The following is a 23379-nucleotide window of genomic DNA, read 5'->3' as shown; positions in this document are numbered from 1 at the left end:
TTGGCGTCCACATGCCGGCTATGGCATGGGACGCGGGATGAGCAAGCGGGTCCGCGCCTCCGAAGCTGAACCGGCACGATCCAATCGTTCGCGCCAGGTGTCAGAACTGCTCCCCAGCGTGGGGGGCGCGGCGTTTCGTCGCTTCGGTTTCGTGCAATCGTCGATCGTCACCCGCTGGCCCGAGATCGTCGGCGAGCGGCTGGCCGCCGCCAGCGCGCCCGAATCGATCAAATTTCCCGTCGGCAAGAAGCAGGACGGCACGCTGACGCTGGTCGCGCGCGGCGCGCATGCGGTGATGATCCAGCATGTGACGCCCGAGATCATGGAGCGGGTGAACCTGTTCTTCGGCTATCCGGCAGTGGCCAAGGTGGCGATCCGCCAGGGCGACGTCGCCGCCCGGCCCAAGCCGCGCACCGCGCCCGAGCCACGCCCCGTGCCGCCCGAACTGGGGGCCAGCCTGAAAACGATCGAAGACCCCGAATTGAAGGCCGTACTGGAGGCGCTTGCCGCCGGGATCGGCGCCACCAGTGGATTGCCCAGCATCAGATGAAGAAGCTCGCCCTGCTCGCCGCGCTCGCCATCACGGCGCCCTTGTCCGCAGCCACCCAGCGCCCCTGGGCCAGTGTGGCGACCCCTGCACCGCAGGGAAGCTTCGTGATCGGCAACCCCGCCGCGAAGGTGAAGCTGGTCGAATATGTCAGCTACACCTGCCCCCATTGCGGGCATTTCACGCGCGATTCGGCCAAGGTGCTGAAGGACCAGATGATCGCATCCGGCTCCACCAGCGTGGAGATCCGCAGCTCGGTCCATGATCGCTACGATCTGGTTGCCGCGACGCTGGCGCGCTGTTCGGGGCCCGCACTGTTCCCCCGGATGCACCAATTGCTGTTCGACCGGCAGGAGGAGTGGCTGAACAAGGCCGTCGCCTTCGATCCCGTCGGTGGCCAGAACCCGGCGGGCAACAGCCAGGGCGAAAAGATGCGGACGCTCGCCAAGGGCGCGGGGCTGGTGGACATCGCCAAGGCGGCCGGGATGACCGAGCCTGCGATCAACGCCTGCTTCACCAACGAGGCCAATGTCGCCGCGACGCTGAAGGTCGCGCAGGCGATGCAGGGGAAGATCAAGGGCACGCCGACCTTTGAACTGAACGGCAAGCTGATCGAGAACGCCGACTGGACGACGCTCGAACCAATGCTGCGCAAAGCGGGCGCGAAGTAAGCCCGACACCCGAATAATCGTTCAACGGAGTAAAAGCATGAACCTGCGTCTTGCCGCCACCGCACCGATCATGGGCGCCGCGCTGGCGCTGCTCGCCGCCTGTGGCGACGGCAACACCACCAACACCGCAGCGCCCAATTCGATCGCGGCCGCGCCGGCACCAGCAGGGCAGGATTGGACGCAGACCGTGTCGAAGACGGCGGATGGCGGCTATGTGATGGGCAATCCCAACGCGCCGCTGAAGCTGGTCGAATATGGATCGCGCACCTGCCCGACGTGCGGCAATTTTGGCCGGACCGCCACGCGGCCGCTGGAAGACAATTACATCAAGAGCGGCAAGGTTTCGTACGAATTCCGCGACTTCCTGGTCCATGCGCCCGATCTTGGCGTCGCGCTGCTCGGCCAGTGCGCCGGTCCGGCACCGTTCTTCGGCATGCTGGAGCAGATGTTCGTCGACCAGGACCAGTTCCTGTCGAAGCTGGAAAGCGTGCCGCAGGATTTCCAGCAGCGCCTCCAGAGCATGACGCCGGCGCAGCAGGCGACTGCCTGGGCCGAGCATCTGGGCTATCTCGATTTCGTGAAGCAGCGCGGGCTGACCGAGGCGCAGGCGCGCCAGTGCCTGACCAACACGCAGCAGATCGAGGAACTGGCCAAGGTTTCCGAAGTGGCGATGCGCGACAAGCAGGTGACCGGCACGCCGACGTTCTTCCTCAACGGCGAGAAGATCGACGCGGCTAGCTGGCCGCAGATCGAACAGGCGTTGAAGGCCGCCGGCGCCTGATCCCGCCTGTCGGTCCCGCCGCCGCCTGCGCAGCCGGCGGCGGGATCAGATCCGTGACCAGGCCTCGATCTCGTCCGAACGGCGCTCGGCCACGATCAGGTCGCTGGCGCGGCCCGCCTCCACCGTTACCGACCCCGACCATTCAAAAGTCGCATTGCCGCTGAGCGTGACCATGCCGTCGGCCGCGGCCGAGGCACGCACCAGGCCGCCGCGATTGCGCACCGTGACCGGCTGATCGAACGGCAGCCGCCCGGTCAGCCCCGCCACGAACGTCGACGCGCCCATCGCGCTGCCGCACGCATTGGTGAGGCCGACGCCGCGTTCGAAGGTGCGGACGAACAGCTCGCGATCGCTGCGCTGCTGGACGAAGGAGACGTTGGCGCGATTGGGCAGCCAGTCGGGCGCGGATTCGCAGATGGTGCCGATGCGGACCAGTTCCGCCTCATCAACCTGGTCGACGAAGGCGATGAGGTGCGGGTTGGGGATGGCGACGGCGGTGAAGGCGAGCGTCGGCGACAGGCGCGCGATCGGGCGGTCGATGATCTCGTCCCCCTCGCCATGGAGCGGCCAGTCGGCGATCGAGAGCGTCGCGGGCCCGGCGGTCTCGCGCACGGTATAGACACCGGCGGCGAGATCCCCATCGCGCGCCACCGCCGCGCGGCTGGTCTTCAGCTGAACGATCGCCTGGTCGAGCCCGAGCGCCTCCAGCCCGGCGCGCGCGACACAGCGCAGGCCATTGAGGCAGGTTTCGGGTTCGGAGCCGTCGGCATTGAAGATGCGCATGCCGAAGGCGGCGGCGTCGTTGCCATCGGTGAGCAGGAGGATGCCGTCACCACCGACCGGGCCATCGCGATCCGCCAGCGCGCGGGCGACATCCGCCCAGGCGTGATCGGAAAGGTCGGCGCCGCGCGCGTCGATCAGCGCGAAATCGTTTCCCGAGCCGTGGCATTTGATGATGTCGAAGCGCATGGCGCCGGCATATCGGCCGCCCGCCCCCGCTACGCAAGCGGCGGCGGGGGAGTTGCTGCTATGCCAGCCGGTAGTGATCGGCGAGGCGATCGAGCGCCATGGTAAGGACGAGGCGGCCGGAGCGGGCGGGCCAGCCGAGCGCCTTTTCTGCGACGGGCAGCCCCTCGCCTGCGCACACCACCCGCCACAGCACGTCGGAGAGGCCGCGCCCGACGCCGGCGATCGCCGCATCGAAGCGCCGCTTGGCGGCGAGATGGGCGGTGGTCGGATCAAGCCCGGTGCCCGAGCCGCCGTCGACGCGCGCGGACCAGCGCATCGTGACCGAGGGTGCAATCGCGGCGCGTTCGTAATCGGCGCGCAGTCGCTCGCCCGCCTCCACCTGCCGTGCGTCGACGAAGCCGCGCGCGCGCAGCCACGACAGCGGCGATTCGGCCACGTTGACGGTGACGCTGCGCCGCCCGCGCTGGCGCGCCACCAGCCGTCCGTCCGGCGCGATCCCGCGCTCCTCCAGCATCCGCATCGGAAATGTTCTCCTTGTGTTCCGGAGCATCCCCTGCCACGGCTGGCCGCGTGTAGGACAGCGGCAGCGTTGTCGTCGGTGTGCTGGCGGCGATCAGCTGTGTCGCCGCAGCCGCAGCCATGAGCCAAGCGCCCACCAGGCGAACGCCCAAAGGATGCCAGCGCTCCATCCCGCCAGCACGTCACTGGGCCAGTGCACGCCCAGATAGACCCGGCTGAACCCGATCAGCCCGACCAGCACGATGGTGGCGCCGAACAGGTACCAGCGCGCGGCGGCACGCGGCACGATCTGCATCACCATCAGCGTGATGGTGAAATAGATGATCGCGCTGTTGCCGGCATGGCCACTGGGAAAACTGGCGGAGGCGACCTCCACCAGATGATCGACCAGTGCCGGCCGATCGCGCCCGACCAGCTGTTTGCCCAGCGAGATGGCGAGCGAGCCGGATACGGTGCCGCCCAGCACCAGCGCCGCGGTGAGGAAGTGGCGGCAGGCCACGAGAAATCCGAGCGCGAGCACGACGATGAGCGTCAGCACGGTGCCGCCACCCAGCGCGGTGATATCGATCATCGCCCCCTGCAGCCATGAGGGGCCGATCGGCACGGACTGATCACCCGGAGTGCGCAGCGCGAGCATGATCGCATGATCGAAATCGAACTGGGTCCCGCGTGCGATCGTTCCGCCGAGCAGCGTGACGATCAGCACTGCCCCGGCGAGCGCCGCGAGCGCGATGAAGACGTAGGGCGGATGACTGATCCCGCCGGGCGCGGTCTGATCCGGCGTGGCGGGCGTCGCGGCGAGTTGCTCGAGCGGGGATTCGGGAGGCATGGCGGGGGTGTAGCAGGGATGTGCGGGAGCGCAGTCCCCTTGTTGGGCTGTGTGTGGCGGGCGGGTTTTGCTGACGGGCGCCCCGCTCGCATCGCGACACCGCTTGAACAATGTACAAAGATACGTACATTGCCTTGATGCAATCGATCAGCATTTCCGAGGCGCGTGCCAACATGAAGGCGCTGGTGGATCGTGTGGTGGCCGACAAGGCGCCGATTGCGATCACGCGCCAGAAGGGCGAGGGCGCGGTGCTGATATCCGAAAGCGAATGGGCCTCGATCGAGGAGACGCTCTACCTGCTGCAATCGCCGGCGAACGCACGCGAATTGCTGGCGAGCATCGCCGAGCTTGACGCGGGCAAGGGCAGCGAGCGCGACCTGATCGAACCGTGAGGCTGATGTTCTCCGACCGCGCCTGGAACCAGTATTTGCACTGGCAGGGCGACGATCGGCGCGGACTGGAGCGCGTCAATGCGCTGATCAAGGAATGCCAGCGCGATCCGTTTCGCGGTACCGGCAAGCCGGAGCCGCTCGCCGGCAACCTGACCGGCTGGTGGTCCCGCCGGATCAATCGCGAACATCGTCTGGTGTATCGGGTGAGCGGCAGTGGTGAGGCCCAGACGCTGGAGATCGCGCAGTGCCGGTATCATTATTGAGAAGTCGGGGTGTTCACCGCCTGTTGGATCTTCCAGTCGGCATACGTCTGTTTAGAGTCTTTCACCTTCCACTCTGTTCGTCCGTTTGAATTCCGATCGAGGATTACTGCGGCTGCCGCAGACGGACTACTGAACGAGTAAGGCCTGACGAACTCCAAGAGGCCGTCTCCCGCCGGCTTCAGGAATTGCTCGTCGATTAGCGTCTGCTTCAGTACCGAATAAGTGGTGCCAACGTATCCAGTGTCCGTGAGACATCGGGAGCCTTCGAGAACGACAAACTCCCCGTCCTCTTCAACCGCCTCCGCCGTGACACCCGACCGGTGCCGGATTTCAAATTTGATGTCGTGCGCCGTTCTCTGCGCTGCCGGTGTTGACAGTTCAGCCACTGCTCTTGGCTGAGGCTTCAGCATGTCCAAACCCACCACCGGCAAAATGATCTGCAGGTTCAAAAGAAACTGCTCCATGTTTGCCTGATCAGCCTCGGGCAGACGACGGCGGTGCTCGGCAGGGAAGGTGCCGTTGTCGAGTTCAGTGCGCTTTGCGCTAAGCGCCATCTGAATCAGCCGTGCTTCAAGATACTCGACGTGTCCCTTTGAAAGATCGTCATCGCTGGTGGTCACGGCAATTGCGGTTTGCCAGAATCCCCGCTGGCCCGCGCTTTGTTTGATTCTCTCGGCGACGCTGTTCGCTGAGCCGATGTAAGCACGAGTAGCCCCGTCCTTTATAGGGTCGGGACCATAGAGAATGTAGACTCCGGTTCGATCCAGTTCTGGCCGCGCCGTCAGTGCAGCAAACGTGGCATCGGTCGCCACAAACGTGAGCCCCGTCCATCCGTGGATTGTGGCCTTGCGCAATCCCGTAGGTGTGCCATCGACCAAGAAGAGCTGGATCGTTCGACCGAACACGCTAGCCAAACTCTCGCTCCCCTTTTCGCAACACTGAGGTGGTAGCGGCCGGCTTAAGTATGCTCAATCGTGTTCGCGTCCGCTAGGACGCATGTAGAGTCCGTGAACGGTTCCAACGCTAGCCGGGCACCCCGCCGGGCGTGACCCCCAAAACGATTGTACCCGCGGCTGGTGGGCCGCGGGTACGTGAGGTTCAGCGGTGTGACACCGACCTAGTCGTGTTCGCGATCGCCGGCGCCCATGTAGAGTTCGCGGCCGGTTTCCTCGTAGACGTTGCTCATCTTCGCCATGCCGGCCTCTGCCTCGGCGGTGGCGAGGAAGCCTTCGCTGCCCTGGTTCTGGAGGCGCGCGAAGTCGCGCACTTCCTGCGTGATCTTCATCGAGCAGAACTTCGGGCCGCACATCGAGCAGAAATGCGCCGTCTTGGCGCCTTCGGCGGGCAGCGTCTGATCGTGATACTTTTCCGCCGTGTCGGGATCGAGGCTGAGGTTGAACTGATCGCGCCAGCGGAATTCGAAGCGGGCGCGGGATAGCGCGTCGTCACGCATCTTGGCCGCAGGATGCCCCTTGGCGAGATCGGCGGCGTGGGCGGCGAGCTTGTAGGTGACGACGCCGACCTTCACGTCATCGCGATCCGGCAGGCCGAGATGCTCCTTGGGCGTGACGTAGCAGAGCATCGCGGTGCCGTACCAACCGATCATCGCGGCGCCGATGCCGCTGGTGATATGGTCATAGCCCGGCGCGATGTCGGTCGTCAGCGGCCCCAATGTGTAGAAGGGTGCTTCGCCGCACACCTCCAGCTGCTTTTCCATATTCTCCTTGATCTTGTGCATCGGCACATGGCCGGGGCCCTCGATCATCACCTGCACGTCCTGCGCCCAGGCGCGGTGGGTCAGCTCGCCAAGCGTATAGAGCTCGGCGAACTGCGCCTCGTCATTGGCGTCGGCGATCGAGCCGGGGCGAAGGCCATCGCCCAGCGAATAGGCGATATCATAGGCCTTCATGATCTCGGTGATCTCGTCGAACCGCTCGTAGAGGAAGCTCTCCTTGTGGTGCGCGAGGCACCATTTCGCCATGATCGAGCCGCCGCGGCTGACGATGCCGGTGACGCGCTTGGCGGTGAGCGGCACGTAGGGCAGGCGGACGCCGGCGTGGATGGTGAAATAATCGACGCCCTGCTCGGCCTGCTCGATCAGCGTGTCGCGGAAGATCTCCCACGTCAGGTCCTCGGCGATGCCGCCGACCTTTTCGAGCGCCTGATAGATCGGCACGGTGCCGATCGGCACGGGCGAGTTGCGGATGATCCATTCACGCGTGTCGTGGATGTTGCGGCCGGTGGAGAGGTCCATCACTGTGTCCGCGCCCCAGCGGATCGACCAGACGAGCTTGTCCACTTCGGTGGCAACGTTCGATGCGACGGCGGAATTGCCGATGTTGGCGTTGATCTTCACGAGGAAGTTGCGGCCGATCGCCATCGGCTCGCTCTCGGGATGGTTGATGTTGCTGGGGATGATCGCGCGGCCGCGGGCGACCTCGTCACGGACGAACTCGGGGGTGACGTAATCGGGGATGGCGGCGCCGAAGCTTTCGCCGTCGCGGGCATATTCGCGCAGCATCTCGCGGCCGAGATTTTCGCGCGTGGCGACATATTCCATCTCGGGCGTGATGATGCCGCGGCGGGCGTAGTGCATCTGGCTGACGTTGGCGCCGGGCTTCGCACGCAGCGGACGCTTCACGACATTGGGGAAGGGCTGGACGCCGCCGGAGCGGTCGGGGCCGAGCTGGCCGTTATCCTCCGGGCGAAGCTCGCGCGCGTCGTATGCCTCGACATCGCCGCGGGCCATGATCCAGTCGCGGCGCAGGGGCGCGAGGCCGGCGTTGATGTCGATGCTGACGGTCGGATCCGTGTAGGGGCCGCTGGTGTCATAGACGTTGAGCGGCGGCTCTCCACAGCCCGGCTCCAGATCGATCGCGCGCATCGCCACCTTGAGTGGACCGACGTGAATCTTGCGGGAGCCCCGGATGGGTCCGGTGGTGACACCGATTTCGGTGCGTGCGGGTACATCGGCCATGCGTCACTCTCCTCATGGTCGAAGAGTGAAAGACGGATTGCCGGTAGTGGCTTGCCGCTCCCTCCCTCCGCCGGTGTCAACCGGATCAGGTTCAGCGGGTCGGGGGCTCGTGCCCCCCTCTCAACCGCCGTCAGCGGTCCCCCGGGGATGTGGCCGTTCTACGCGCCCCGAGCGGCGCGGTAAAGCCGGGCGCGGGGATGCCGCGCCCGAGAATGATCAGTTGGCCGCGCTCGACTTCACGTCGCCGTTCAGCCCGGCGGGGAAGAAGCCGCCAGACGTCACCGCTGCCTTGTTGAGATAGAAGACGTTCAGCACCTGCGGCGCCGAGCGGCTGAAGATGATGCCGTTGCCGTCCGCCGGGGTGATGTTGGCCGCGCCGCTCGCGCTGACGACGCCCTGGTCGAGATCCGCGCCGCCATCGAGCGAATCGCGATAGTCGCTCAGCAGCCCGGCACGCGCGCGGATCGAGGGCCGTTCGTAGATGGCGGTGCGGATGAAGCCGGCGTGATATGCCTGCGCGCCCGCGATGCCGGTGAACGCCAGCCGCGTGGTGTTGAGATTGGCGAGTGCGACCAGCCCCTTGTAGGCGGTGACGATCACGTCCTGCAGGAAGAAGGCGGCAAGCAGGAAATTGTCCTCATTGGCATAGGGGCTGAACAGCTCCCCTGCCCCGACCGCCGTGGCGTTGCGCGCGGCGACGGTGAAGGCGCCATCGGCCGCACCGGAAATGTTGATCGCTGGCTGGGCCACGCCCTCGACCCCGATCAGGCTGCGCAGGAATGCGACGCGCGCCCGCGAATCCTGCGCGATCTCGCGCGCGCAGGCACCAATCACGCGATCGGCGAAGGGCACTGCCGCCCCGCCCGTCACGCCGCCCAGCGCGCCCGTGCCGCTCAGCAGCGCGGCATCGAGGCCGGTGCCGGTCGTCGCGTAGGAGAAGAATTGCGCCTGGAGATATTCGAGCTGGAGCGCGAAGTTCAGCGCGGCGCGATCGGCGTTGCTGGTCGACGTCGGCGTCGGTGACGGGGTGGGCGACGGACCCGGCGCGGGGCCATCGCCGTCATCGTCATCGCCGCCGCAGGCCGACAGCAGGGCAAGGCCGCCAGCGGCGATCGAGGCGCCCCCGGCAAGCTGGAGGAAACGGCGGCGTTCTGCGCGGCGCGCCTCGGCGGCGTCGAGCATCGGCGGAATGGTGTCCTGGTCGGTCATGGCGAAAGGATCCTGGAAACGGGGACAGACGGGCGCGGCAGGCGCCGCCTCAGCCGCGGGTCGGGGTCGGTGACGGGGTTGGCGTCGGCGTAGGGGCCGGCGTCGTGGTCGACTTGATCGTGCCGTTCAGCCCGGCGGGGAAGAAGCCGCCGGTCGAGATCCCGGTCGCCGCGTTCAGGTACAGGATGTTCAGCACCTCCGCCGGGGTGCGGGTGAACACCTGCCCCTTGCTGTCGAGCGGCGCCACATTCGCGACCGTCGCGCCGGCGGCGTCGGTGGTCGGGCGAACCCCCTGGTCGAAATCGCTGGACGTGCCGTCCAGAGTGTCGCGATAGTTGGAGATCGCCTCCGTCGCGTCGATCAGCGACGGCACGGTCAGGCCGCGGCGGTACAGCGCGAGACGCACGGTGGCGGCATGTTCGGCCTCCACCTGCATGATGCCGGCCACTGCCTCCGCCGTCGTCGGCGTGCCAAGGAAGCCCAGGATGCCGGCGTAAGCGGTGACGCTGACGTCCTTCAGCATATAGAGGCCGAGCAGGAAGTCGTCATCGCTGCCATAGGGATCGAAGCCGGCGCCGGCACCGATGAGGCCGGCCGCGCGGGCAAGCGTGCTGAACGCGCTGGTCGGCGCGGTGCCGAGATCGATCGCCGGCTGCGCGACGGCATAGACCGTGCTGGCCTGCGAGCGCAGAAACTTCACATGCGCCAGCGCATCGGCGGCCATTTCCTGCGCGATGGAGGCGAGCGCGGGATCGGCAAAGGTCTTCTGCCGGCCGCCGTTGGCCGCGCCAGCGGTGCCCGTGCCCGAGATGTCGGCGGCGACCAACACCTTGCCGGTCGTCGCGACGGCGAGGAAATTAGCCTGCAGATATTCCAGGTTCAGCGCGAAATTGATCGGATCGACTTCGCCCAGCGATTGCGCGCTGGCCGGGGTGCCCAGCGCCAGTGCGCCCGCACCGACGGCAGCGGCGCCAGCCACGGCAGTGAAGAAACCGCGGCGGTGCACCCCCGCAGTGCCGGACGCCTGCGGCGCCTCAATCAACGGATCCGTCTGCGACATCGCGGCTTCCTTCTTCTTGTGCACGCACACCGGCAGGCGCGTCACCGCCGGTGCCTAACTCCGTTCGCTGTCGAGTTCCTGAACGGATCGACAGCGTATCGCTAGCGGGAAACCGCGCGAAGGGGAATGACTTACGCGACCGACAGCGCTGCACTCCCGTCCGAGAGGATGTCCAGCCCCTCCCTAAGTACCCCTGCGCAAAACGTTCACCCGCTTGAGAGTGAGTATTGACTCGATCCGGGATCGTGGGCAATCGAGCAGCATCAAACTCGCATTACGGGTTTCAGGGAGGGGATTACGTGAGGGCCATGTTGCTCGCGTCCGCCACGGCGATGACGCTTTTTTCCATTGCACCGGCAGCTGCGCAGGACGCGGCAGTTCCAGCGCAGACCGCAACCGATGCGACCGTGGGCCAGGCGGCTGACGAGACGACGGAAAGCGGCGACATCTTTGTCACGGCGACGCGCCGTGCGGAGCGCATCCAGGATGTGCCGATCAGCGTCAGCGCCTTCCAGCAGCAGGAGCTGACCGAAAAGGGCATCGTCGGTTTCGAAGGCATTGCGCGTGAAACGCCGGGCGTAGTGCTGAACCGCCCGACGCAGAATTTCAACAATTTCACCGCGCGCGGCATCGCCACCAACGGCTATAATGCGAACCTGCAGAGCTCGGTCGCGGTCTATATCGACGAGCTGCCGGTCTCCACGATTGGCAACACCACCGTCGTCGACCCGAACCTGTTCGACGTCGAGCGGGTCGAGTTCCTGCGCGGGCCGCAGGGCACGCTGTTCGGTTCGGGTTCGCTGTCGGGCGCGATGCGCATCCTGACCAAGAGCCCGGACCTCAATCATTTCGACACGTCGGCGCTGATCGACATCGGCCTGACCGGCCGCGACAGCCTGCGCCAGCGGTATAACGTGATGGTCAACGTGCCGATCATCGACGACAAGCTCGCGATCCGCGCGGTCGGTTTCTACCGCCATGAAGAAGGCTATCTCGACAATGTCGGGACCGGCGTGCGCAATTCGAACACGCTGGTGAACGCCGGTGGCCGCGTGGCGCTGCTGTGGAAGCCCACCGACCGCCTGTCGATCAAGCTGCTGGGTTCGTACGAGGACAGCGATCCGAAGGATTCCTCGCTCACCAGTCCGTCGCTGGGCCGCGAGAAGCGCATTTCGGACCAGCCCGACCGCTTCACCGGCAAGCAGCTGATCGCCAATGCGACGATCGACTATGAGTTCGATTTCGCGCGGCTGACCAGCTCCTCGACCTTCTCGGATTTCGACCAGCGTTTCTGGCTCGATCTGGCCGGCACCTTCCCGCAGGGCGCCTTCCCCGGCTCGCCGATCGCCTTCGGCCTCGATGCCAACGCCTATGACAAGGTGTTCGTGCAGGAGACGCGACTGGTATCGACGCTCGACGGTCCGCTGCAATTCACGCTGGGCGGATTCTATCTCAACCGTCGCCGTGACACCGATTTCTTCTACCGTTCGTCCGACTCGTTCCTGGCGGCGCGCGGCCTGACCGGCCTGCCGGATCAATATTATCAGAAGCAATATACCTATCAGAAGAACGAGGAACTCGCCGCCTTCGGTGAGCTGACCTATCGCTTCTCCGATCGCTTCTGGGTGACCGGTGGCATGCGCTACGGCCGCATCTCCGCGCAGGGCTTCACCGAGGCCGGTGGCTATCTCGCGATGGCGACCTATCCGGAATATGGCGTCGACCTGAACTATCTGCAGCTGGCGTTGGGCGATGGGCGCAACCTCGCGTTCAATCGCTTCCCGGCATACGAAGCGGTCACCGGCGTGAAGGCCAAGGGCCAGAAGCCGCAGTGGAAGGCCAGCGCATCGTACAAGCCGACCGAGACGGTGACGACCTACGCCACCTTCTCCACCGGCTTCCGCGCCCCGATCGTCAACGCCTTTGCCGGCCGCGCGAGCGTGGTCGACCAGAATGACATCATCATTCCCGACGGCGCGTCATCCGATCGCCTGGAAAGCTACGAGATCGGCGCCAAGGGCCGCTGGCTCGACGGCCGCGTGACGATCAACCTGGCGGCGTATCTGATCGACTGGAGCAACATCCAGGCGCAAGCCAACCGCGTGTCGGATTCGGTGCAGTTCGCCACCAACATCGGTGCGGCGCGCAGCAAGGGCTTCGAGGTCGAGATGGGGATCATTCCCGCGACCGACGTCTTCATCGGCTTCAACGCGGCGTACAACGATTCCAAGATCACCAGCCTGACCGCGGAAGAAGCCGCGATCTCCGGCGCGGTGCTTGGCCATCGCCTGTCCGCACCGCGGCTTCAGGGCGCGATGTACACCTCGATCGGGTTTGACCTGGGCGAAAGCAGCAAGGGCACCTTCGCGGTGAACGCGCAATATGTGGGGTCGTACAACAGCTCGTTCCCCAACACGCCGGGCAACCCGAACCTGCGCCTGTCGACCTTTGGCCAGACCGACGAATATGTGAACGTCAATCTGAACCTCGGCGTGAAGCGGGGCGCATGGACGGGGCAGCTGTATGTCGAGAACGTGTTCGACGATCACTCGATCACCTACATCCACCCGGAGGCGTTCCTGGTCAGCCGCTTCGGCACGCTGCGCCCGCGCACCGTGGGCATCCGCCTCGGCTACGGGATCTGATCGATGAGCGCGGCGACGGGCGCGCCGGTTGAAGCGCACGGGGCTGGTCCCCGTGCGCAGCGGCCGGCCTGGGTGCTGGTGACGTTGACCTTCGTCTATGTGCTGAACTTCCTCGATCGCCAGCTGATTGGCATCGTGGCCAAGCCGATCCAGGATTCGCTGGGCGTTACCGACGGCCAGCTGGGCCTGATCGGCGGGCTGTATTTCGCGATGTTCTATTGCTTCATCGCGATCCCCGTCGGCTGGCTGGCGGATCGATCCAGCCGCGTGACCGTGCTGTCGCTGGCCTGCGCGATCTGGAGCGGCGCGACCGTCGCCTGCGGGCTGGCGCAGAATTACACCCAACTGGTGATCGCGCGCATGACCGTCGGCTTCGGCGAAGCGGGCGGCGTGCCGCCATCCTATGCGATCATTACCGACACCTATCCGCCGGGCAAGCGCGCGGCCGCGTTCGGTATCTTCAATCTCGGCCCGGCGATCGGCGCTGCGATCGGCGTCGCGTTCGGCGCGCTGATCGCGGAACATTTCGGCTGGCGGATGCCGTTCATCATCATCGGCGTGATCGGCATCGTGACTGCCGTGCTGCTGCGCATCTTCATGCGCGAACCGGCGCGCGGCGCGACCGATCCGGAGGGGGCCAAGGCGATCGCGGCGGTGCCGCCGGCAGGCTTCTGGTCCACCGTGCGCATGTTCCTGACCAACCCCGTGCTGATGCTGGCGGCGCTGGGCAGCGGGGCGACCCAGTTCGTCACCTATGGCCTGGGCAATTTCGCCGTCCTGTTCCTGATGCGCGAAAAGGGCATGGAGCTGAGCGACGTCGCCATCTGGTACGCGCTGGTGCTCGCGATCGGCATGGGCGGCGGCATGGTGCTCTCCGGCCGGATCATCGATCGCATGACGCGCCGCACGCGCACTGGCTATGCGACCGCCCCGGCGATGTCGCTGGCGATCGCGATGCCATTCTACCTCGGCTTCATCTGGGCGCCGAGCTGGCCGATGGCACTGATGCTGCTGTCGGTGGTCATGGTGTTCAACTATTTCTACCTCTCGGCGTCGGTGGCGCTGGTGCAGGAAGAGGTGCGGCCGGACCAACGCGTGCTGTCGGGCGCGCTGCTGCTGCTCATCATGAACTTCATCGGGCTGGGCCTGGGGCCGACGTGGGTCGGCCAGGCGAGCGACTGGTTCAAGGCGCAGGGCGATGCCCATGCGCTGCAGACCGCGCTTTATACCCTGACGCCCTTCTATCTCATCGCGATCGCGCTGTTCCTGTGGCTGGCGCGGCTGCTTCGCCGCGAGGGAAATCGCGCATGATATCACTGACCGGCGCCGCACTGGCGGCGTCCCTGCTCAGCGCGGCCGTTCCGGCGGCCGCCTCCGCCGCGCCTGCCGGTGCCCCGATCGTCCGCGCGCCCGATGGCGCGGTGGCGGGGAGCACGCAGGGCAAGGTGCGGGTGTTCAAGGGCATTCCCTATGCCCAGGCACCGATCGGCCCGCTGCGGTGGAAGCCGCCGGTGCCGGCCACGCCATGGGCCGAGGTACGCGAGGCGACGTCGTTCGCCGCCGCCTGCGTCCAGCCGCGGTCCTCTGCGCCCAGCATCTACGCCAATCCGCCGCAACGGATGAGCGAGGACTGCCTGGCGCTCAACATCTGGGCGCCGCGCGAGGCGAAGGACCTGCCGGTGATCGTATGGATCCACGGCGGCGCGCTGGTCAGCGGCTATGGCCATGAGGCGATGTACGACGGCGCGAAGATGGCGGCGCGCGGCGCGATCGTGGTGTCGATCAACTATCGGCTCGGCATCCTCGGCTATCTTGCGCATCCCGAATTGAGCCGGGAATCGCCGGACGAGATTTCGGGCAATTACGGCCTGATGGATCAGATGGCGGCGCTGCGCTGGGTCCAGCGCAATATCGCGGCGTTCGGCGGCGATCCGGCCAATGTCACCATTGCTGGCGAGTCCGCCGGCGCGCTCAGCGTCATGTATCTGATGGCCAGCCCCGAAGCGGGCGGCCTGTTCCAGCGCGCGATCGCGCAGAGCGCCTACATGATCACCGCGCCCGAGCTGAAACAGGCGCGCCATGGCCTGCCCTCGGCGGAGGACGCCGGCGCGCAGATCATGACGACGCTGGGTGCCAAGGATCTCGCCGACCTGCGCGGCATGGACGCAGAGACGCTGACGCAGAATGCGGCGATGAAGGGCTATGGTCCGTGGGGCACCGTCGACGGCAAGCTCCTGAAGCGCCAGTTGGTCGACACGTGGGATCGCGGCGAGCAGGCGCCGGTGCCGGTGCTGACCGGCTACAATGCGGGCGAGATCCGATCGCTGCGCATGTTGCTGCCCCCCGCCCCGGCCGATGCCGCGGCCTATGAGGCGACGATCAAGGAGCGGTACGGCGACCTCGCCGAGCCGTTCCTGCGGCTTTACCCGTCGAGCGACGTGGGCGAATCCATGCTCGCGACGACGCGCGACGCGCTCTACGGCTGGACGTCGCAACGGCTGGCGATCGGCCAGACCGCGATCGGGCGGCCCGGCTACCTCTATTATTTCGACCACGCCTATCCGGCGACGAGCGAGAACGGACTTCACGCCTTTCATGCCGCCGAGATCCCGTACGTCTTCGGCACCAATGGCAGCACGCCGCCCTTGTGGCCGAAGAACCCCGATGGGGTGATCGACCGGCGGTTGTCGGCGGCGATGATGGATTATTGGCTGTCGTTCGCGCGCACTGGGCAGCCGGTGGCGGACGGCCAGCCCAAATGGCAGCCCTATGGCGAGGCGGCGCATTTCATGGCGTTTGCGCAGGCGCCAACGCCGGGCACGAGGCTGTCGCCCGGCATGTTCGCGCTGCACGAGGCGGCGATGTGCCGCCGCCGCGCAGCGGGGAACCAGCCGTGGAACTGGAACACGGGGCTTGCCTCCCCCCTACTGACAAAGGCGGCCGGTTGCCGATGATCGACGGAACGATGCAGGATTTCCCGCTGACGCTGGACAAGTTCCTGGCGCATGCGGCCAAGTGGCATCCCGACGCGGAGGTGGTCACGGCCGGCGACGACGGCGCGCTCACGCGGATCGGCTATGCCGCGCTGCATGCGCGCGCAGGTCGCGTGTCGGGCGTGCTGGCGGATCTGGGCATCAGGACGGGCGACCGGGTAGCCACGCTGGCGTGGAACAGCCAGGCACATGTCGAAACATGGTATGGCGTCATGGGCATGGGGGCAGTCTGCCACACGCTGAACCCGCGCCTGACCGCGGCGCAGCTGGCCGACATGGCGATGCAGTCGCAGGCCAAGCTGCTGGTGGCGAGCGCCGACCTGCTCCCGCTTGCCACGGCGATCGCAGAAGCCGCGACGACAATCCGGCACGTCCTGGTCATTGACGGCGAGGTGCCGGACGGCGCGGTGGGCGAGGCGCTGGAACCGATGATCGTGGCCACCACCACTCATGTCGCCTGGGGGAATTTCCCCGAGACGGCGCCGTCGGGCCTGTGCTTCACGTCCGGCACCACCGGCGCGCCGAAGGGCGTGACCTACACCCATCGCTCCAGCTTCCTGCATACGCTGCGAACCTTGCAGGCGGACGTGATGGCGATCGCGCGGACGGACGCGGTGCTGACGGTGGTGCCGATGTTCCATGCCAACGCCTGGGGCCTCCCCTTTGCCGTGCCGGCGGCGGGCGGCCGGCTGGTACTGCCGGGGCGGCGCAATGATGGCGCGAGCCTGGCGCGGCTGATCACGCAGGCGCAGGTGACGGTCGGCGTCGGCGTGCCGACGGTGTGGCTCGGGCTGGTCGAGCATCTCGACGCGACGGGCGGTGAGGTGCCGAGCCTGAAGCGGATCATCGTCGGCGGCACACCGATGCCGCCCGCGCTGATGGAGCGGCTGGAACAGCGGCTCGGCGTGACCGTGCAGACCAGCTGGGGCATGACCGAACTGTCCCCGTCTGGCACCGTGGCGCCGCCGCATGATCCGGCGCGCACCGCGGCGGTTTCGGGCAAGCCCGCGATCGGCGTCGACCTGTTGCTGACCGATGCGAATGGCGTGGCGCTCCCCGAACAGCGCGATGTCGAGGGGCATTTGCGCGTGCGCGGCGCCGCGGTGATCGAGCGCTATTTCGGGCAGGACGCCCCTGCCACGGATGCGCGTGGCTGGTTCGCCACCGGCGATCTCGCGCGGATCGACCGCGAGGGTAACCTCATCATCACCGGCCGTGCCAAGGACCTGATCAAGTCGGGCGGCGAGTGGATCAATCCGGCCGAGATCGAGGCGATCGTCGGCGCGCTGCCGGAGGTGGCGCAGGCCGCGGTGATCGGGCGTGTCGATCCCAAATGGGGCGAGCGGCCGGTCCTGCTGGTCGAACTGCGCGATGCGGCGCTCAGCGACGACGACCTGCTCGGTGCGCTTAGCGGGCATGTCGCGCCCTGGTGGGTGCCTGACGCCGTCGTCAGGCTGCCTGCCATGCCGCTTGCCCCTACGGGTAAGATCGACAAGATACGCTTGCGGGCCGAGCATGGAGGCGCTTGAGGAGAGCGGCGGGCGAGGCGTGCCAAGAAAAGGGACAGTCGACCGCGTGACCGTTACCGAAAAGCCGGAGAAGAAAACGCGCCGGCGCGCGACCAAGGCCGAACAGCGCGCCGACACGATGGAGCAGATCCTCGACGAAGCGGAGTTCCTGTTTTCCAAACACGGCCTGCACGGCGTGACGCTGAAGGATGTCGCCAAACGCGTCGGCGTTCATCACACGCTGATGAATTATTATTTCGAGGACAAGAAGAAGCTGTTCGACGCGGTCTTTGCGCGCCGCGCGGTGGTGACGAGCGAACAGCGGATGCGCGCGCTGGACGAGTATGAGGCGGCGAACGGCGAGAAGCCGACGGTGGAAGGCGCGTTGCGCGCGTTTCTCGACACCGACCTCGACCTGTACATCGAGGGCGGCGAGGGCTGGAAGAACTATGGCGCCCTCGGGGCGCTGGTCGCCAATACCCCCGAATGGGGCGCCGAATTGATGGACGAACATTTTGACCCCGTCGTCCTGCGGCTGATCGCACTGCTCAAGCGGGCGTTGCCCGACTGTGCGGAAGAAGACATTTACTGGGGCTATCACTTCGTCACGGGCGCGCTGATGGTCACGCTGGCGCGCACGGGCCGCATCGACAAACTGTCCAACGGGCTGTGCCGGTCGGATGATTTCACCGCGGTAAAGGCGCGCATGGCATCGTTCATGGCGGCGGGGCTGCGCGAGATCTGTGCGGAACGGGCAAAGGGTTGAGGCGGCACGACGCCGCCTCGCCACATCTACAATATTCACTGGCTGGTTAGTGAAGGTCTAGAAGGATGAGCAAGATGCTGGACGGAAAGGTCGCAATCGTCACGGGCGCAGGCGGCGGGCTGGGCCGCACCCATGCGCTGTACCTCGCCAGCAAGGGGGCGAGTGTCGTCGTCAACGATCTGGCGCTCGAGGCGGCCGAGAAGGTCGCGGACGAGATCAGGGCGCAGGGCGGCCGCGCGATGGCGATTGCGGCATCGGTTACCGACGAAGCGGCCGTCGGCGCGATGGTCGCCAAGGTGACCGACGATTGGGGCCGGATCGACATCCTGATCAACAATGCCGGCATCCTGCGCGACAAGAGCTTCGCGAAGATGACGATCGACGATTTTCGCCTGGTCGTGGACGTTCACCTGATGGGTGCGGCGATCTGCTGCAAGGCAGTGTGGGAGACGATGCGCGCGCAGGGTTATGGCCGGATCGTGATGACGACGTCCTCCTCTGGCCTGTACGGCAATTTCGGTCAGGCGAATTATGGCGCGGCGAAGATGGCGCTCATCGGCCTGATGCAGACGCTGGCGATCGAGGGCGAGAAATACGGCATCCGCGTGAACAGCCTGGCGCCGACCGCGGCAACGCAGATGACCGCGGGTGTGCTGTCGAGCGAGAGCCTCGCCGCGCTCGACCCGGCGCTGGTCAGCCCCGGGCTGCTCGCGCTGGTCGGCCCCGAAGCGCCGACGCGCACGATCCTGAACGCCGGCGCCGGGCATTTCGCCTGCGCCAACGTGACGCTCACCGAAGGCTGCTACGTTGGTGGCGGCGCGGACGCGGGCGAGACGTTGCTGGCGAAGTTCGAGCAGGTATCCGATCGCAGCGGCGAGATCGTGCCCGCTTATGGCTTCACCCAGGCGGAGCGCGAAGTTGCCAGCGCGCAGCGTGCAAGCGACGGCGCACCGGCCTGATCCAGTCCCGCTGCCGGCCGGGTCGTGACGATCCGGCCGGCGTCAGGCGTCGGCCCAGCGGCGCAGCAGATTGTGGTACACGCCGGTCAGCTGGATCACCGCCTGGTCACCCTGCCCCCGGTCGGCGCCGATCGTCTGCACCGCGCGGTCGAGATCGAACAGTATCCGCCGGTCGCCGTCATCGCGCACCATGGATTGCAGCCAGAAGAAGGACGCGACCCGCGTGCCGCGAGTCACCGGCGTCACATGGTGGAGGCTGGACGAGGGATAGACGACCGCATGGCCCGCGGGCAGCTTCACCCGTTGGACCCCGAACAGATCCTCGATCACCAGCTCGCCACCGTCATAGTCGGCCGCGTCCTCCAGGAAGAGGGTGCAGGATATGTCGGCGCGGATGCGAAAATCGGTCCCGCGCTGGATGCGGATCGCATTGTCGACATGCGTGCCGAAGGTCTGCCCGATGCCGTAGCGGTTGAACAGCGGCGGGAACACCTTCAGCGGCAGCGTCGCGGCGAAGAACAGCGGCGAGCGGCCCAGGGCGTCGAGCACCATCTGCCCCGCCTCGCGCGCGGCCGCGCTGTCCTCCGGCAATTGCTCGTTGCGCTTGGCAAGCGCGGACTGGTGGCCTGACGTCACATTGCCGTCGACCCAGTCGGCCGCGTCGATGATACCGCGCAGCCGGGCGACCGCTGCGGCATCGAGCAGGTCGGGGATGGCGATCAGCATGGCCTGTCGTGCGTCCTTCCGTTTGCGGCGGGGAAGGATGCGCCCTCCCCGCGCTGCCGATCAATAGCGGTAGGCGACCGTCAAGACCGCCGACCGCGCGTCGCCGGGCGTCGCCCAGCCATTATTGCGGATACGCGTGAAATACAGTTCGTCACCGATGTTCTTCACGTTCAGCTGCGCGGTGAGCCTGGGTGTGATGTCATAGGCGAGATAGCCATTGTGCACCCAATAATCGTCCGAGCGATATATGGTCGGCGCAGTCACCGTCGGCAGGTTGAACGCGAACGATCCCTGATACGTGACGCCATAGCCGATCGTCAGCCCGAACGGCAGGCGATAGGTGGTGAACAGGCTGCCGGAATGATCGGGCGTGTTCTGCAGCGGGGCGCCGCGGGCGGGATCGGGATTGGCCGCGGTGTTGCCGCATGCCGCGCTGGGATTGGCGAGGCAGAAATCGGACACCGACTGGAGCAGCTTCGGCTTCAAATAGGTGTAATTGGCGGTGATGTCCCAATCGGGCGTGATCTTGCCGACCGCGCCCAGCGAGATGCCGTCGACGCGCGAGCGGCCGTCGAGCGCCTGATCCGGCAGGGTCGGATCGTTGGAGGCGACGCGATATTTGTCGCGTTCGTTGCGGAAGGCCGCGGCGGTCAGCAGCAGGCGTCCGCCGAACAGCTCCGCCTTCGCGCCGATCTCGTAATTTTTGGCGGTTTCGGGATCGACGTTGCAGGTCGCGATTGTGCACGCGCCGTTCACGGCATTCTGCGACGGCGTCATCGAATTGCCGTAGGCGGCGTAGAGGCTCACCGCCTCGATCGGCTTGTAGACCAGCCCGACGCGGTACGAGAACAAGGTCGCATTGTTGGTGAGGCGCGGGCCAGGAATGATCGGGCCCTGCGGCGTGGTGGCCGTTGCGCCGGTGTTCGCGGCGAGTGCGTCGGTCTGGTAATTGCCGCGATTGTCCTCAAGCCGCAGCCCGCCGTTCAGCTCGATCTTGCCGAGCTTCATGGTGTCGAACAGATAGACGGCCCAATTGCTGACCTCACCGCGCTGGCGACCGGATTCGAGGCGGTTGATCGGGCCGGTGTAGACGTTGCTGCCGTACACGCGCCCCGCCGGACCGGGCACCACGACGTTGGGATTGGTGTAGTTGATCAGCGGGAAGGAGGCATAAGCAGCGGTGCCGTTCGGGTTGCGGTACACATTGCCGGTCGACAGCGTGAATTCCTCCCAGCTGTACGATCCGCCGAGCACCAGCGTATGTTCGATCGCGCCGGTGCTGACCGTCGCCCGCAGATCGAGCTGGTCGTACATCAGCAGGTTGGTGACATCGCGGTAATTGCCGCGCGGGCCGCTGATCAGATAATAGCCGACCGGCGTCGTTGCCGGGCAGTCCGCGCCCGTCGGCTGGACGTTGCCGGGCAGGCAATAGGTACCCTGCGGCGGGCCAACGATCGATAGCTGCTGCACATTCTGCCACCGCGCCAGATTGCGCAGCGACACCCGGTCGCTGAATTCATGTTCGAAGATCAGCGTGGCACGGTCGATCGTGATGTCCTGCGTATCGACATTGCGATAGCCGAAATAGTCGCTGCGATCGACGCCGGGCAGCGGCCCGTTGTTGAAGGCATTCTTGTAATAGGGAACGCCATATTGCGGGATGTTGTCGTCTTCCTCGTGGAAGTAATGCACCGTCAGCCGTGTGGGCCCGCCGAGGCCGAGCGTGGCGGAGGGCGCGATGCCCCAGCGCTTGTTGTATTCGACGTCGCGGCCCGGCACGTCATTGTGGTGCGCCATGGCGTTCAGCCGCAGCGCCAGCGTGTCAGTGGCACGCACGTTCGCGTCGATGGTGGTGCGGTAGTAATCGTCGGTGCCGATCCCGCCATCGACGCGGATCGCGGTGTCCGCCTGCGGCAGCTTCGTCACCAGGTTGATCGAGCCGCCGACCGAGCCGGCGCCGGAATAGACCGAGTTGGCGCCGTTCACGACCTCCACCTGTTCGATCACGAAGGGGTCGCCGCGGGTATATTGCCCGCTGTCGCGCACGTTATCGACCGTGATGTCGCTCGACGCCGAATAACCGCGAAGCGTGATCTGGTCGGACGGCGCCACCCCGCCCTCCGCCGCGCCAAAGGTGATGCCCGGCACGGTCGACAGGACGTCGCGCAGGGTGAGCAGGTTCTGCTCCTCGATCGTCTTGTTGGTGAGGATGGTGACGGTCTGCGGCGTATCGCGCACGGGACGCGTCGTCCGGGCGCTGGCCTGTTCGGACGTCACTTGTTGGCCAGTGACGATGATGTCGTCGCGGCGGCGATCCTCAGTGGTGACCTGCTGGCCGGCGGGATCGGCGCTGGCGGACGCGGCCGGGGCAGAAACAGCCTCCGCGTGCGCCGGTGCCGTCGCGATGAAGCCGACTGCCGCCAGCGCCAGGAACGCCGGTGCGCCTGCCGATCCTACTCGTTCAACCATGGATGGTGCCCCCGAACTGTATCAAATTATGTCCGAGAAGCTATTGAGAGTCGTTCGCACTGTCAACGATAATGCGAGTGATTATTATGTTTGTAGCGCCTCCGAGAGGATCCATGTGCGCAGCGCACTGGCAAGATTGGGAGGGTCGTCGTCGGCAATGCGCAAGGCGTCGATCTGCGCCACCAAGGCAGACAGCGGAAGCGCGCGCAGAACGGCGGCACGCTCCAGCGACTGCCAGAATAATGGTTCAAGGCTGATCGAGGTCGCGTGGCCGGCGATGGTGATCGATCGCTTGATCGGACCGACGAAGCCGCCGTCTGGCGGATGAAGCTTGCTCATCGCAGGCCGGCGCGGAAGCGGAGGGGCAGCGCCATGGCTGCCGGTGGAAAGTGCATGCAACGGTCTCTGGCTGCCGAGTGGTGGCGCGGGGATCGCGCGCACCACCGGCCGCCCCTTGGACTATTCCAGATCGGCCTCGCTGACCACAATCGGGTTCGCATCGGAGTTGCGCGACAGCGCCGACAGCGCGGCGTCGCTTACCTGATCGATGAAGCGGTTTACCATCTCCACCCCGTCGCCGTCGGGCCGGTCGCCGCTCAGCGCCTCCAGCAGATCATATTGCACGGCGAACTCGTAATCATCCCCATCGACCTCTGCGGTGAACTCGACCAGTTCGGCGTCGATGTTGTCGAGAATGCTGTTGTTGTCGATTTCAATCTGGCCTTGCGACATCGTGCCTGTCCTTCTGTTCGTCAAAATCAATGGCCATGCCCCGGCGGACCGCTGGTCACGCGGGAAGCATGCGCACCAGATCGCCAATGCCGTCCCCGGCGAAGGTGTCCAGTGGCATCTCGGGCGTCAGCCACACCGGACGCTCCAGCTTCAGCACCGCGTCGGCCTTCATCGCGGGGTCCAGATCCTGCCATTCGCGCACCGCAGCCTCCAGATTGGTGACCTCGGGCACCGCCGCATCGCCGCGCGTGACATTCTCCAGCGAGGCACTCATTTTCCAGTCGATCGACGGCGGTTTTCCCTCGCCCCATGTCGCTTCCGCCATTCCAGTCTCCGGCTCGCTGAGTTTTCAGAACTGCCTTAT

Annotated in this window: 23 protein-coding genes and 1 riboswitch; of the genes, 11 read left to right on the top strand and 12 right to left on the bottom strand. The window is 66.2% G+C overall.

Annotated features, from left to right (window positions below):
* Nucleotides 1–37: 37 nt before the first annotated feature.
* The 3 genes from K0S66_RS09295 to K0S66_RS09285 are packed head-to-tail and all read left to right on the top strand — an operon-like array spanning nucleotide 38 to nucleotide 1999.
* Complete coding sequence (locus K0S66_RS09295; protein ID WP_301075066.1) at nucleotides 38–550, top strand: DciA family protein; 513 nt, start codon at nucleotides 38–40, stop codon at nucleotides 548–550.
* Nucleotides 547–1218 (top strand): thioredoxin domain-containing protein, encoded by a 672-nt coding sequence (locus K0S66_RS09290; RefSeq protein ID WP_301075065.1) that lies wholly within the window; start codon nucleotides 547–549, stop codon nucleotides 1216–1218. Before K0S66_RS09295 ends, K0S66_RS09290 begins: the two co-directional genes overlap by 4 nt.
* Before the next feature lie 37 nt (nucleotides 1219–1255).
* Nucleotides 1256–1999: a thioredoxin domain-containing protein gene (locus K0S66_RS09285; protein ID WP_301075064.1), complete on the top strand. Its 744-nt coding sequence runs from the start codon at nucleotides 1256–1258 to the stop codon at nucleotides 1997–1999.
* 45 nt (nucleotides 2000–2044) lie between these two features.
* Here the strand turns inward: K0S66_RS09285 and dapF are convergent, their stop codons facing one another.
* The 3 genes from dapF to K0S66_RS09270 form a co-directional block, all read right to left on the bottom strand.
* Nucleotides 2045–2968, bottom strand: a complete 924-nt coding sequence (gene dapF, locus K0S66_RS09280; protein ID WP_301075063.1) for a diaminopimelate epimerase — start codon at nucleotides 2966–2968, stop codon at nucleotides 2045–2047.
* Nucleotides 2969–3026: 58 nt separating this feature from the next.
* Entirely contained in the window at nucleotides 3027–3482 is a 456-nt protein-coding gene (locus K0S66_RS09275; protein WP_301075112.1) for a DUF6456 domain-containing protein, read from the bottom strand.
* Nucleotides 3483–3581: 99 nt separating this feature from the next.
* Nucleotides 3582–4316 (bottom strand): phosphatase PAP2 family protein, encoded by a 735-nt coding sequence (locus tag K0S66_RS09270; protein ID WP_301075062.1) that lies wholly within the window; start codon nucleotides 4314–4316, stop codon nucleotides 3582–3584.
* Nucleotides 4317–4426: 110 nt separating this feature from the next.
* Here K0S66_RS09270 and K0S66_RS09265 point away from each other — a divergent pair, with 110 nt between their 5' ends.
* Entirely contained in the window at nucleotides 4427–4708 is a 282-nt protein-coding gene (locus K0S66_RS09265) for a type II toxin-antitoxin system prevent-host-death family antitoxin (protein WP_366520805.1), read from the top strand.
* Nucleotides 4705–4971, top strand: coding sequence for a Txe/YoeB family addiction module toxin (locus tag K0S66_RS09260; protein ID WP_301075061.1), 267 nt, complete (start codon nucleotides 4705–4707; stop codon nucleotides 4969–4971). The genes K0S66_RS09265 and K0S66_RS09260 overlap by 4 nt, the downstream gene beginning before the upstream one ends.
* Here K0S66_RS09260 and K0S66_RS09255 read toward each other — a convergent pair.
* From K0S66_RS09255 to K0S66_RS09240, 4 genes are all read right to left on the bottom strand, one after another.
* Nucleotides 4965–5876 carry a GIY-YIG nuclease family protein gene (locus tag K0S66_RS09255; protein ID WP_301075111.1) on the bottom strand — a complete coding sequence of 304 codons (912 nt, stop codon included), beginning with the start codon at nucleotides 5874–5876 and terminating at the stop codon, nucleotides 4965–4967. The genes K0S66_RS09260 and K0S66_RS09255 overlap by 7 nt on opposite strands.
* Nucleotides 5877–6088: 212 nt before the next feature.
* Complete coding sequence (gene thiC, locus K0S66_RS09250; RefSeq protein ID WP_301075060.1) at nucleotides 6089–7948, bottom strand: phosphomethylpyrimidine synthase ThiC; 1860 nt, start codon at nucleotides 7946–7948, stop codon at nucleotides 6089–6091.
* A gap of 45 nt (nucleotides 7949–7993) precedes the next feature.
* A riboswitch (TPP riboswitch) is annotated at nucleotides 7994–8102 on the bottom strand.
* A gap of 62 nt (nucleotides 8103–8164) precedes the next feature.
* The gene (locus K0S66_RS09245) at nucleotides 8165–9157 is read right to left on the bottom strand and encodes a ferritin-like domain-containing protein (RefSeq protein ID WP_301075059.1); all 993 of its coding nucleotides are present in this window, start codon (nucleotides 9155–9157) and stop codon (nucleotides 8165–8167) included.
* Nucleotides 9158–9206: 49 nt separating this feature from the next.
* Nucleotides 9207–10262, bottom strand: a complete 1056-nt coding sequence (locus K0S66_RS09240; protein ID WP_301075058.1) for a ferritin-like domain-containing protein — start codon at nucleotides 10260–10262, stop codon at nucleotides 9207–9209.
* Between the two features lie 287 nt (nucleotides 10263–10549).
* Here K0S66_RS09240 and K0S66_RS09235 point away from each other — a divergent pair, with 287 nt between their 5' ends.
* The 6 genes from K0S66_RS09235 to K0S66_RS09210 all read left to right on the top strand — a co-directional run bounded on the left by K0S66_RS09235 (nucleotide 10550) and on the right by K0S66_RS09210 (nucleotide 19088).
* The gene (locus tag K0S66_RS09235; RefSeq protein ID WP_301075057.1) at nucleotides 10550–12862 is read left to right on the top strand and encodes a TonB-dependent receptor; all 2313 of its coding nucleotides are present in this window, start codon (nucleotides 10550–10552) and stop codon (nucleotides 12860–12862) included.
* Between the two features lie 3 nt (nucleotides 12863–12865).
* Nucleotides 12866–14173 carry an MFS transporter gene (locus K0S66_RS09230; RefSeq protein ID WP_301075056.1) on the top strand — a complete coding sequence of 436 codons (1308 nt, stop codon included), beginning with the start codon at nucleotides 12866–12868 and terminating at the stop codon, nucleotides 14171–14173.
* The gene (locus K0S66_RS09225) at nucleotides 14170–15816 is read left to right on the top strand and encodes a carboxylesterase family protein (protein WP_301075055.1); all 1647 of its coding nucleotides are present in this window, start codon (nucleotides 14170–14172) and stop codon (nucleotides 15814–15816) included. Before K0S66_RS09230 ends, K0S66_RS09225 begins: the two co-directional genes overlap by 4 nt.
* Nucleotides 15813–17384, top strand: a complete 1572-nt coding sequence (locus tag K0S66_RS09220; RefSeq protein WP_301075054.1) for an AMP-binding protein — start codon at nucleotides 15813–15815, stop codon at nucleotides 17382–17384. The genes K0S66_RS09225 and K0S66_RS09220 overlap by 4 nt, the downstream gene beginning before the upstream one ends.
* On the top strand, nucleotides 17371–18129 hold the full coding sequence (locus K0S66_RS09215; protein ID WP_301075053.1) for a TetR/AcrR family transcriptional regulator: 759 nt from the start codon (nucleotides 17371–17373) through the stop codon (nucleotides 18127–18129). The genes K0S66_RS09220 and K0S66_RS09215 overlap by 14 nt, the downstream gene beginning before the upstream one ends.
* Nucleotides 18130–18194: 65 nt before the next feature.
* Nucleotides 18195–19088, top strand: a complete 894-nt coding sequence (locus K0S66_RS09210) for an SDR family NAD(P)-dependent oxidoreductase (protein WP_301075052.1) — start codon at nucleotides 18195–18197, stop codon at nucleotides 19086–19088.
* Nucleotides 19089–19130: 42 nt separating this feature from the next.
* On the opposite strand, the gene K0S66_RS09205 is transcribed toward K0S66_RS09210, so the two are convergent.
* The 5 genes from K0S66_RS09205 to K0S66_RS09185 all read right to left on the bottom strand — a co-directional run bounded on the left by K0S66_RS09205 (nucleotide 19131) and on the right by K0S66_RS09185 (nucleotide 23340).
* The gene (locus tag K0S66_RS09205; RefSeq protein ID WP_301075051.1) at nucleotides 19131–19814 is read right to left on the bottom strand and encodes a Fe2+-dependent dioxygenase; all 684 of its coding nucleotides are present in this window, start codon (nucleotides 19812–19814) and stop codon (nucleotides 19131–19133) included.
* A 60-nt stretch (nucleotides 19815–19874) separates the two neighbouring features.
* Nucleotides 19875–22283, bottom strand: a complete 2409-nt coding sequence (locus K0S66_RS09200; protein ID WP_301075050.1) for a TonB-dependent receptor — start codon at nucleotides 22281–22283, stop codon at nucleotides 19875–19877.
* Between the two features lie 84 nt (nucleotides 22284–22367).
* Nucleotides 22368–22622: a ribbon-helix-helix domain-containing protein gene (locus tag K0S66_RS09195; protein WP_301075049.1), complete on the bottom strand. Its 255-nt coding sequence runs from the start codon at nucleotides 22620–22622 to the stop codon at nucleotides 22368–22370.
* A 120-nt stretch (nucleotides 22623–22742) separates the two neighbouring features.
* Entirely contained in the window at nucleotides 22743–23015 is a 273-nt protein-coding gene (locus tag K0S66_RS09190; protein ID WP_301075048.1) for a hypothetical protein, read from the bottom strand.
* Nucleotides 23016–23070: 55 nt separating this feature from the next.
* Nucleotides 23071–23340, bottom strand: a complete 270-nt coding sequence (locus K0S66_RS09185) for a hypothetical protein (protein ID WP_301075047.1) — start codon at nucleotides 23338–23340, stop codon at nucleotides 23071–23073.
* Nucleotides 23341–23379 lie beyond the last annotated feature (39 nt).

This window comes from Sphingomonas sp. (genome assembly GCF_029239295.1).
GTDB lineage: Bacteria > Pseudomonadota > Alphaproteobacteria > Sphingomonadales > Sphingomonadaceae > Sphingomonas.
Note: the sequence above shows the minus strand (reverse complement) of the source record. Positions and strands in the feature narration are given on the sequence as shown.

What these genes read in the sequence shown, in the direction of transcription:
- K0S66_RS09295 (WP_301075066.1), top strand. Translation starts at nt 38, where the DNA reads ATGAGCAAGCGGGTCCGCGCCTCCGAAGCTGAACCGGCACGATCCAAT.
- K0S66_RS09290 (WP_301075065.1), top strand. Translation starts at nt 547, where the DNA reads ATGAAGAAGCTCGCCCTGCTCGCCGCGCTCGCCATCACGGCGCCCTTG.
- K0S66_RS09285 (WP_301075064.1), top strand. Translation starts at nt 1,256, where the DNA reads ATGAACCTGCGTCTTGCCGCCACCGCACCGATCATGGGCGCCGCGCTG.
- dapF (WP_301075063.1), bottom strand. Translation starts at nt 2,968, where the DNA reads ATGCGCTTCGACATCATCAAATGCCACGGCTCGGGAAACGATTTCGCG.
- K0S66_RS09275 (WP_301075112.1), bottom strand. Translation starts at nt 3,482, where the DNA reads ATGCTGGAGGAGCGCGGGATCGCGCCGGACGGACGGCTGGTGGCGCGC.
- K0S66_RS09270 (WP_301075062.1), bottom strand. Translation starts at nt 4,316, where the DNA reads ATGCCTCCCGAATCCCCGCTCGAGCAACTCGCCGCGACGCCCGCCACG.
- K0S66_RS09265 (WP_366520805.1), top strand. Translation starts at nt 4,427, where the DNA reads ATGTACAAAGATACGTACATTGCCTTGATGCAATCGATCAGCATTTCC.
- thiC (WP_301075060.1), bottom strand. Translation starts at nt 7,948, where the DNA reads ATGGCCGATGTACCCGCACGCACCGAAATCGGTGTCACCACCGGACCC.
- K0S66_RS09245 (WP_301075059.1), bottom strand. Translation starts at nt 9,157, where the DNA reads ATGACCGACCAGGACACCATTCCGCCGATGCTCGACGCCGCCGAGGCG.
- K0S66_RS09235 (WP_301075057.1), top strand. Translation starts at nt 10,550, where the DNA reads ATGACGCTTTTTTCCATTGCACCGGCAGCTGCGCAGGACGCGGCAGTT.
- K0S66_RS09230 (WP_301075056.1), top strand. Translation starts at nt 12,866, where the DNA reads ATGAGCGCGGCGACGGGCGCGCCGGTTGAAGCGCACGGGGCTGGTCCC.
- K0S66_RS09225 (WP_301075055.1), top strand. Translation starts at nt 14,170, where the DNA reads ATGATATCACTGACCGGCGCCGCACTGGCGGCGTCCCTGCTCAGCGCG.
- K0S66_RS09220 (WP_301075054.1), top strand. Translation starts at nt 15,813, where the DNA reads ATGATCGACGGAACGATGCAGGATTTCCCGCTGACGCTGGACAAGTTC.
- K0S66_RS09215 (WP_301075053.1), top strand. Translation starts at nt 17,371, where the DNA reads ATGGAGGCGCTTGAGGAGAGCGGCGGGCGAGGCGTGCCAAGAAAAGGG.
- K0S66_RS09210 (WP_301075052.1), top strand. Translation starts at nt 18,195, where the DNA reads ATGAGCAAGATGCTGGACGGAAAGGTCGCAATCGTCACGGGCGCAGGC.
- K0S66_RS09205 (WP_301075051.1), bottom strand. Translation starts at nt 19,814, where the DNA reads ATGCTGATCGCCATCCCCGACCTGCTCGATGCCGCAGCGGTCGCCCGG.
- K0S66_RS09200 (WP_301075050.1), bottom strand. Translation starts at nt 22,283, where the DNA reads ATGGTTGAACGAGTAGGATCGGCAGGCGCACCGGCGTTCCTGGCGCTG.
- K0S66_RS09195 (WP_301075049.1), bottom strand. Translation starts at nt 22,622, where the DNA reads ATGAGCAAGCTTCATCCGCCAGACGGCGGCTTCGTCGGTCCGATCAAG.
- K0S66_RS09190 (WP_301075048.1), bottom strand. Translation starts at nt 23,015, where the DNA reads ATGTCGCAAGGCCAGATTGAAATCGACAACAACAGCATTCTCGACAAC.
- K0S66_RS09185 (WP_301075047.1), bottom strand. Translation starts at nt 23,340, where the DNA reads ATGGCGGAAGCGACATGGGGCGAGGGAAAACCGCCGTCGATCGACTGG.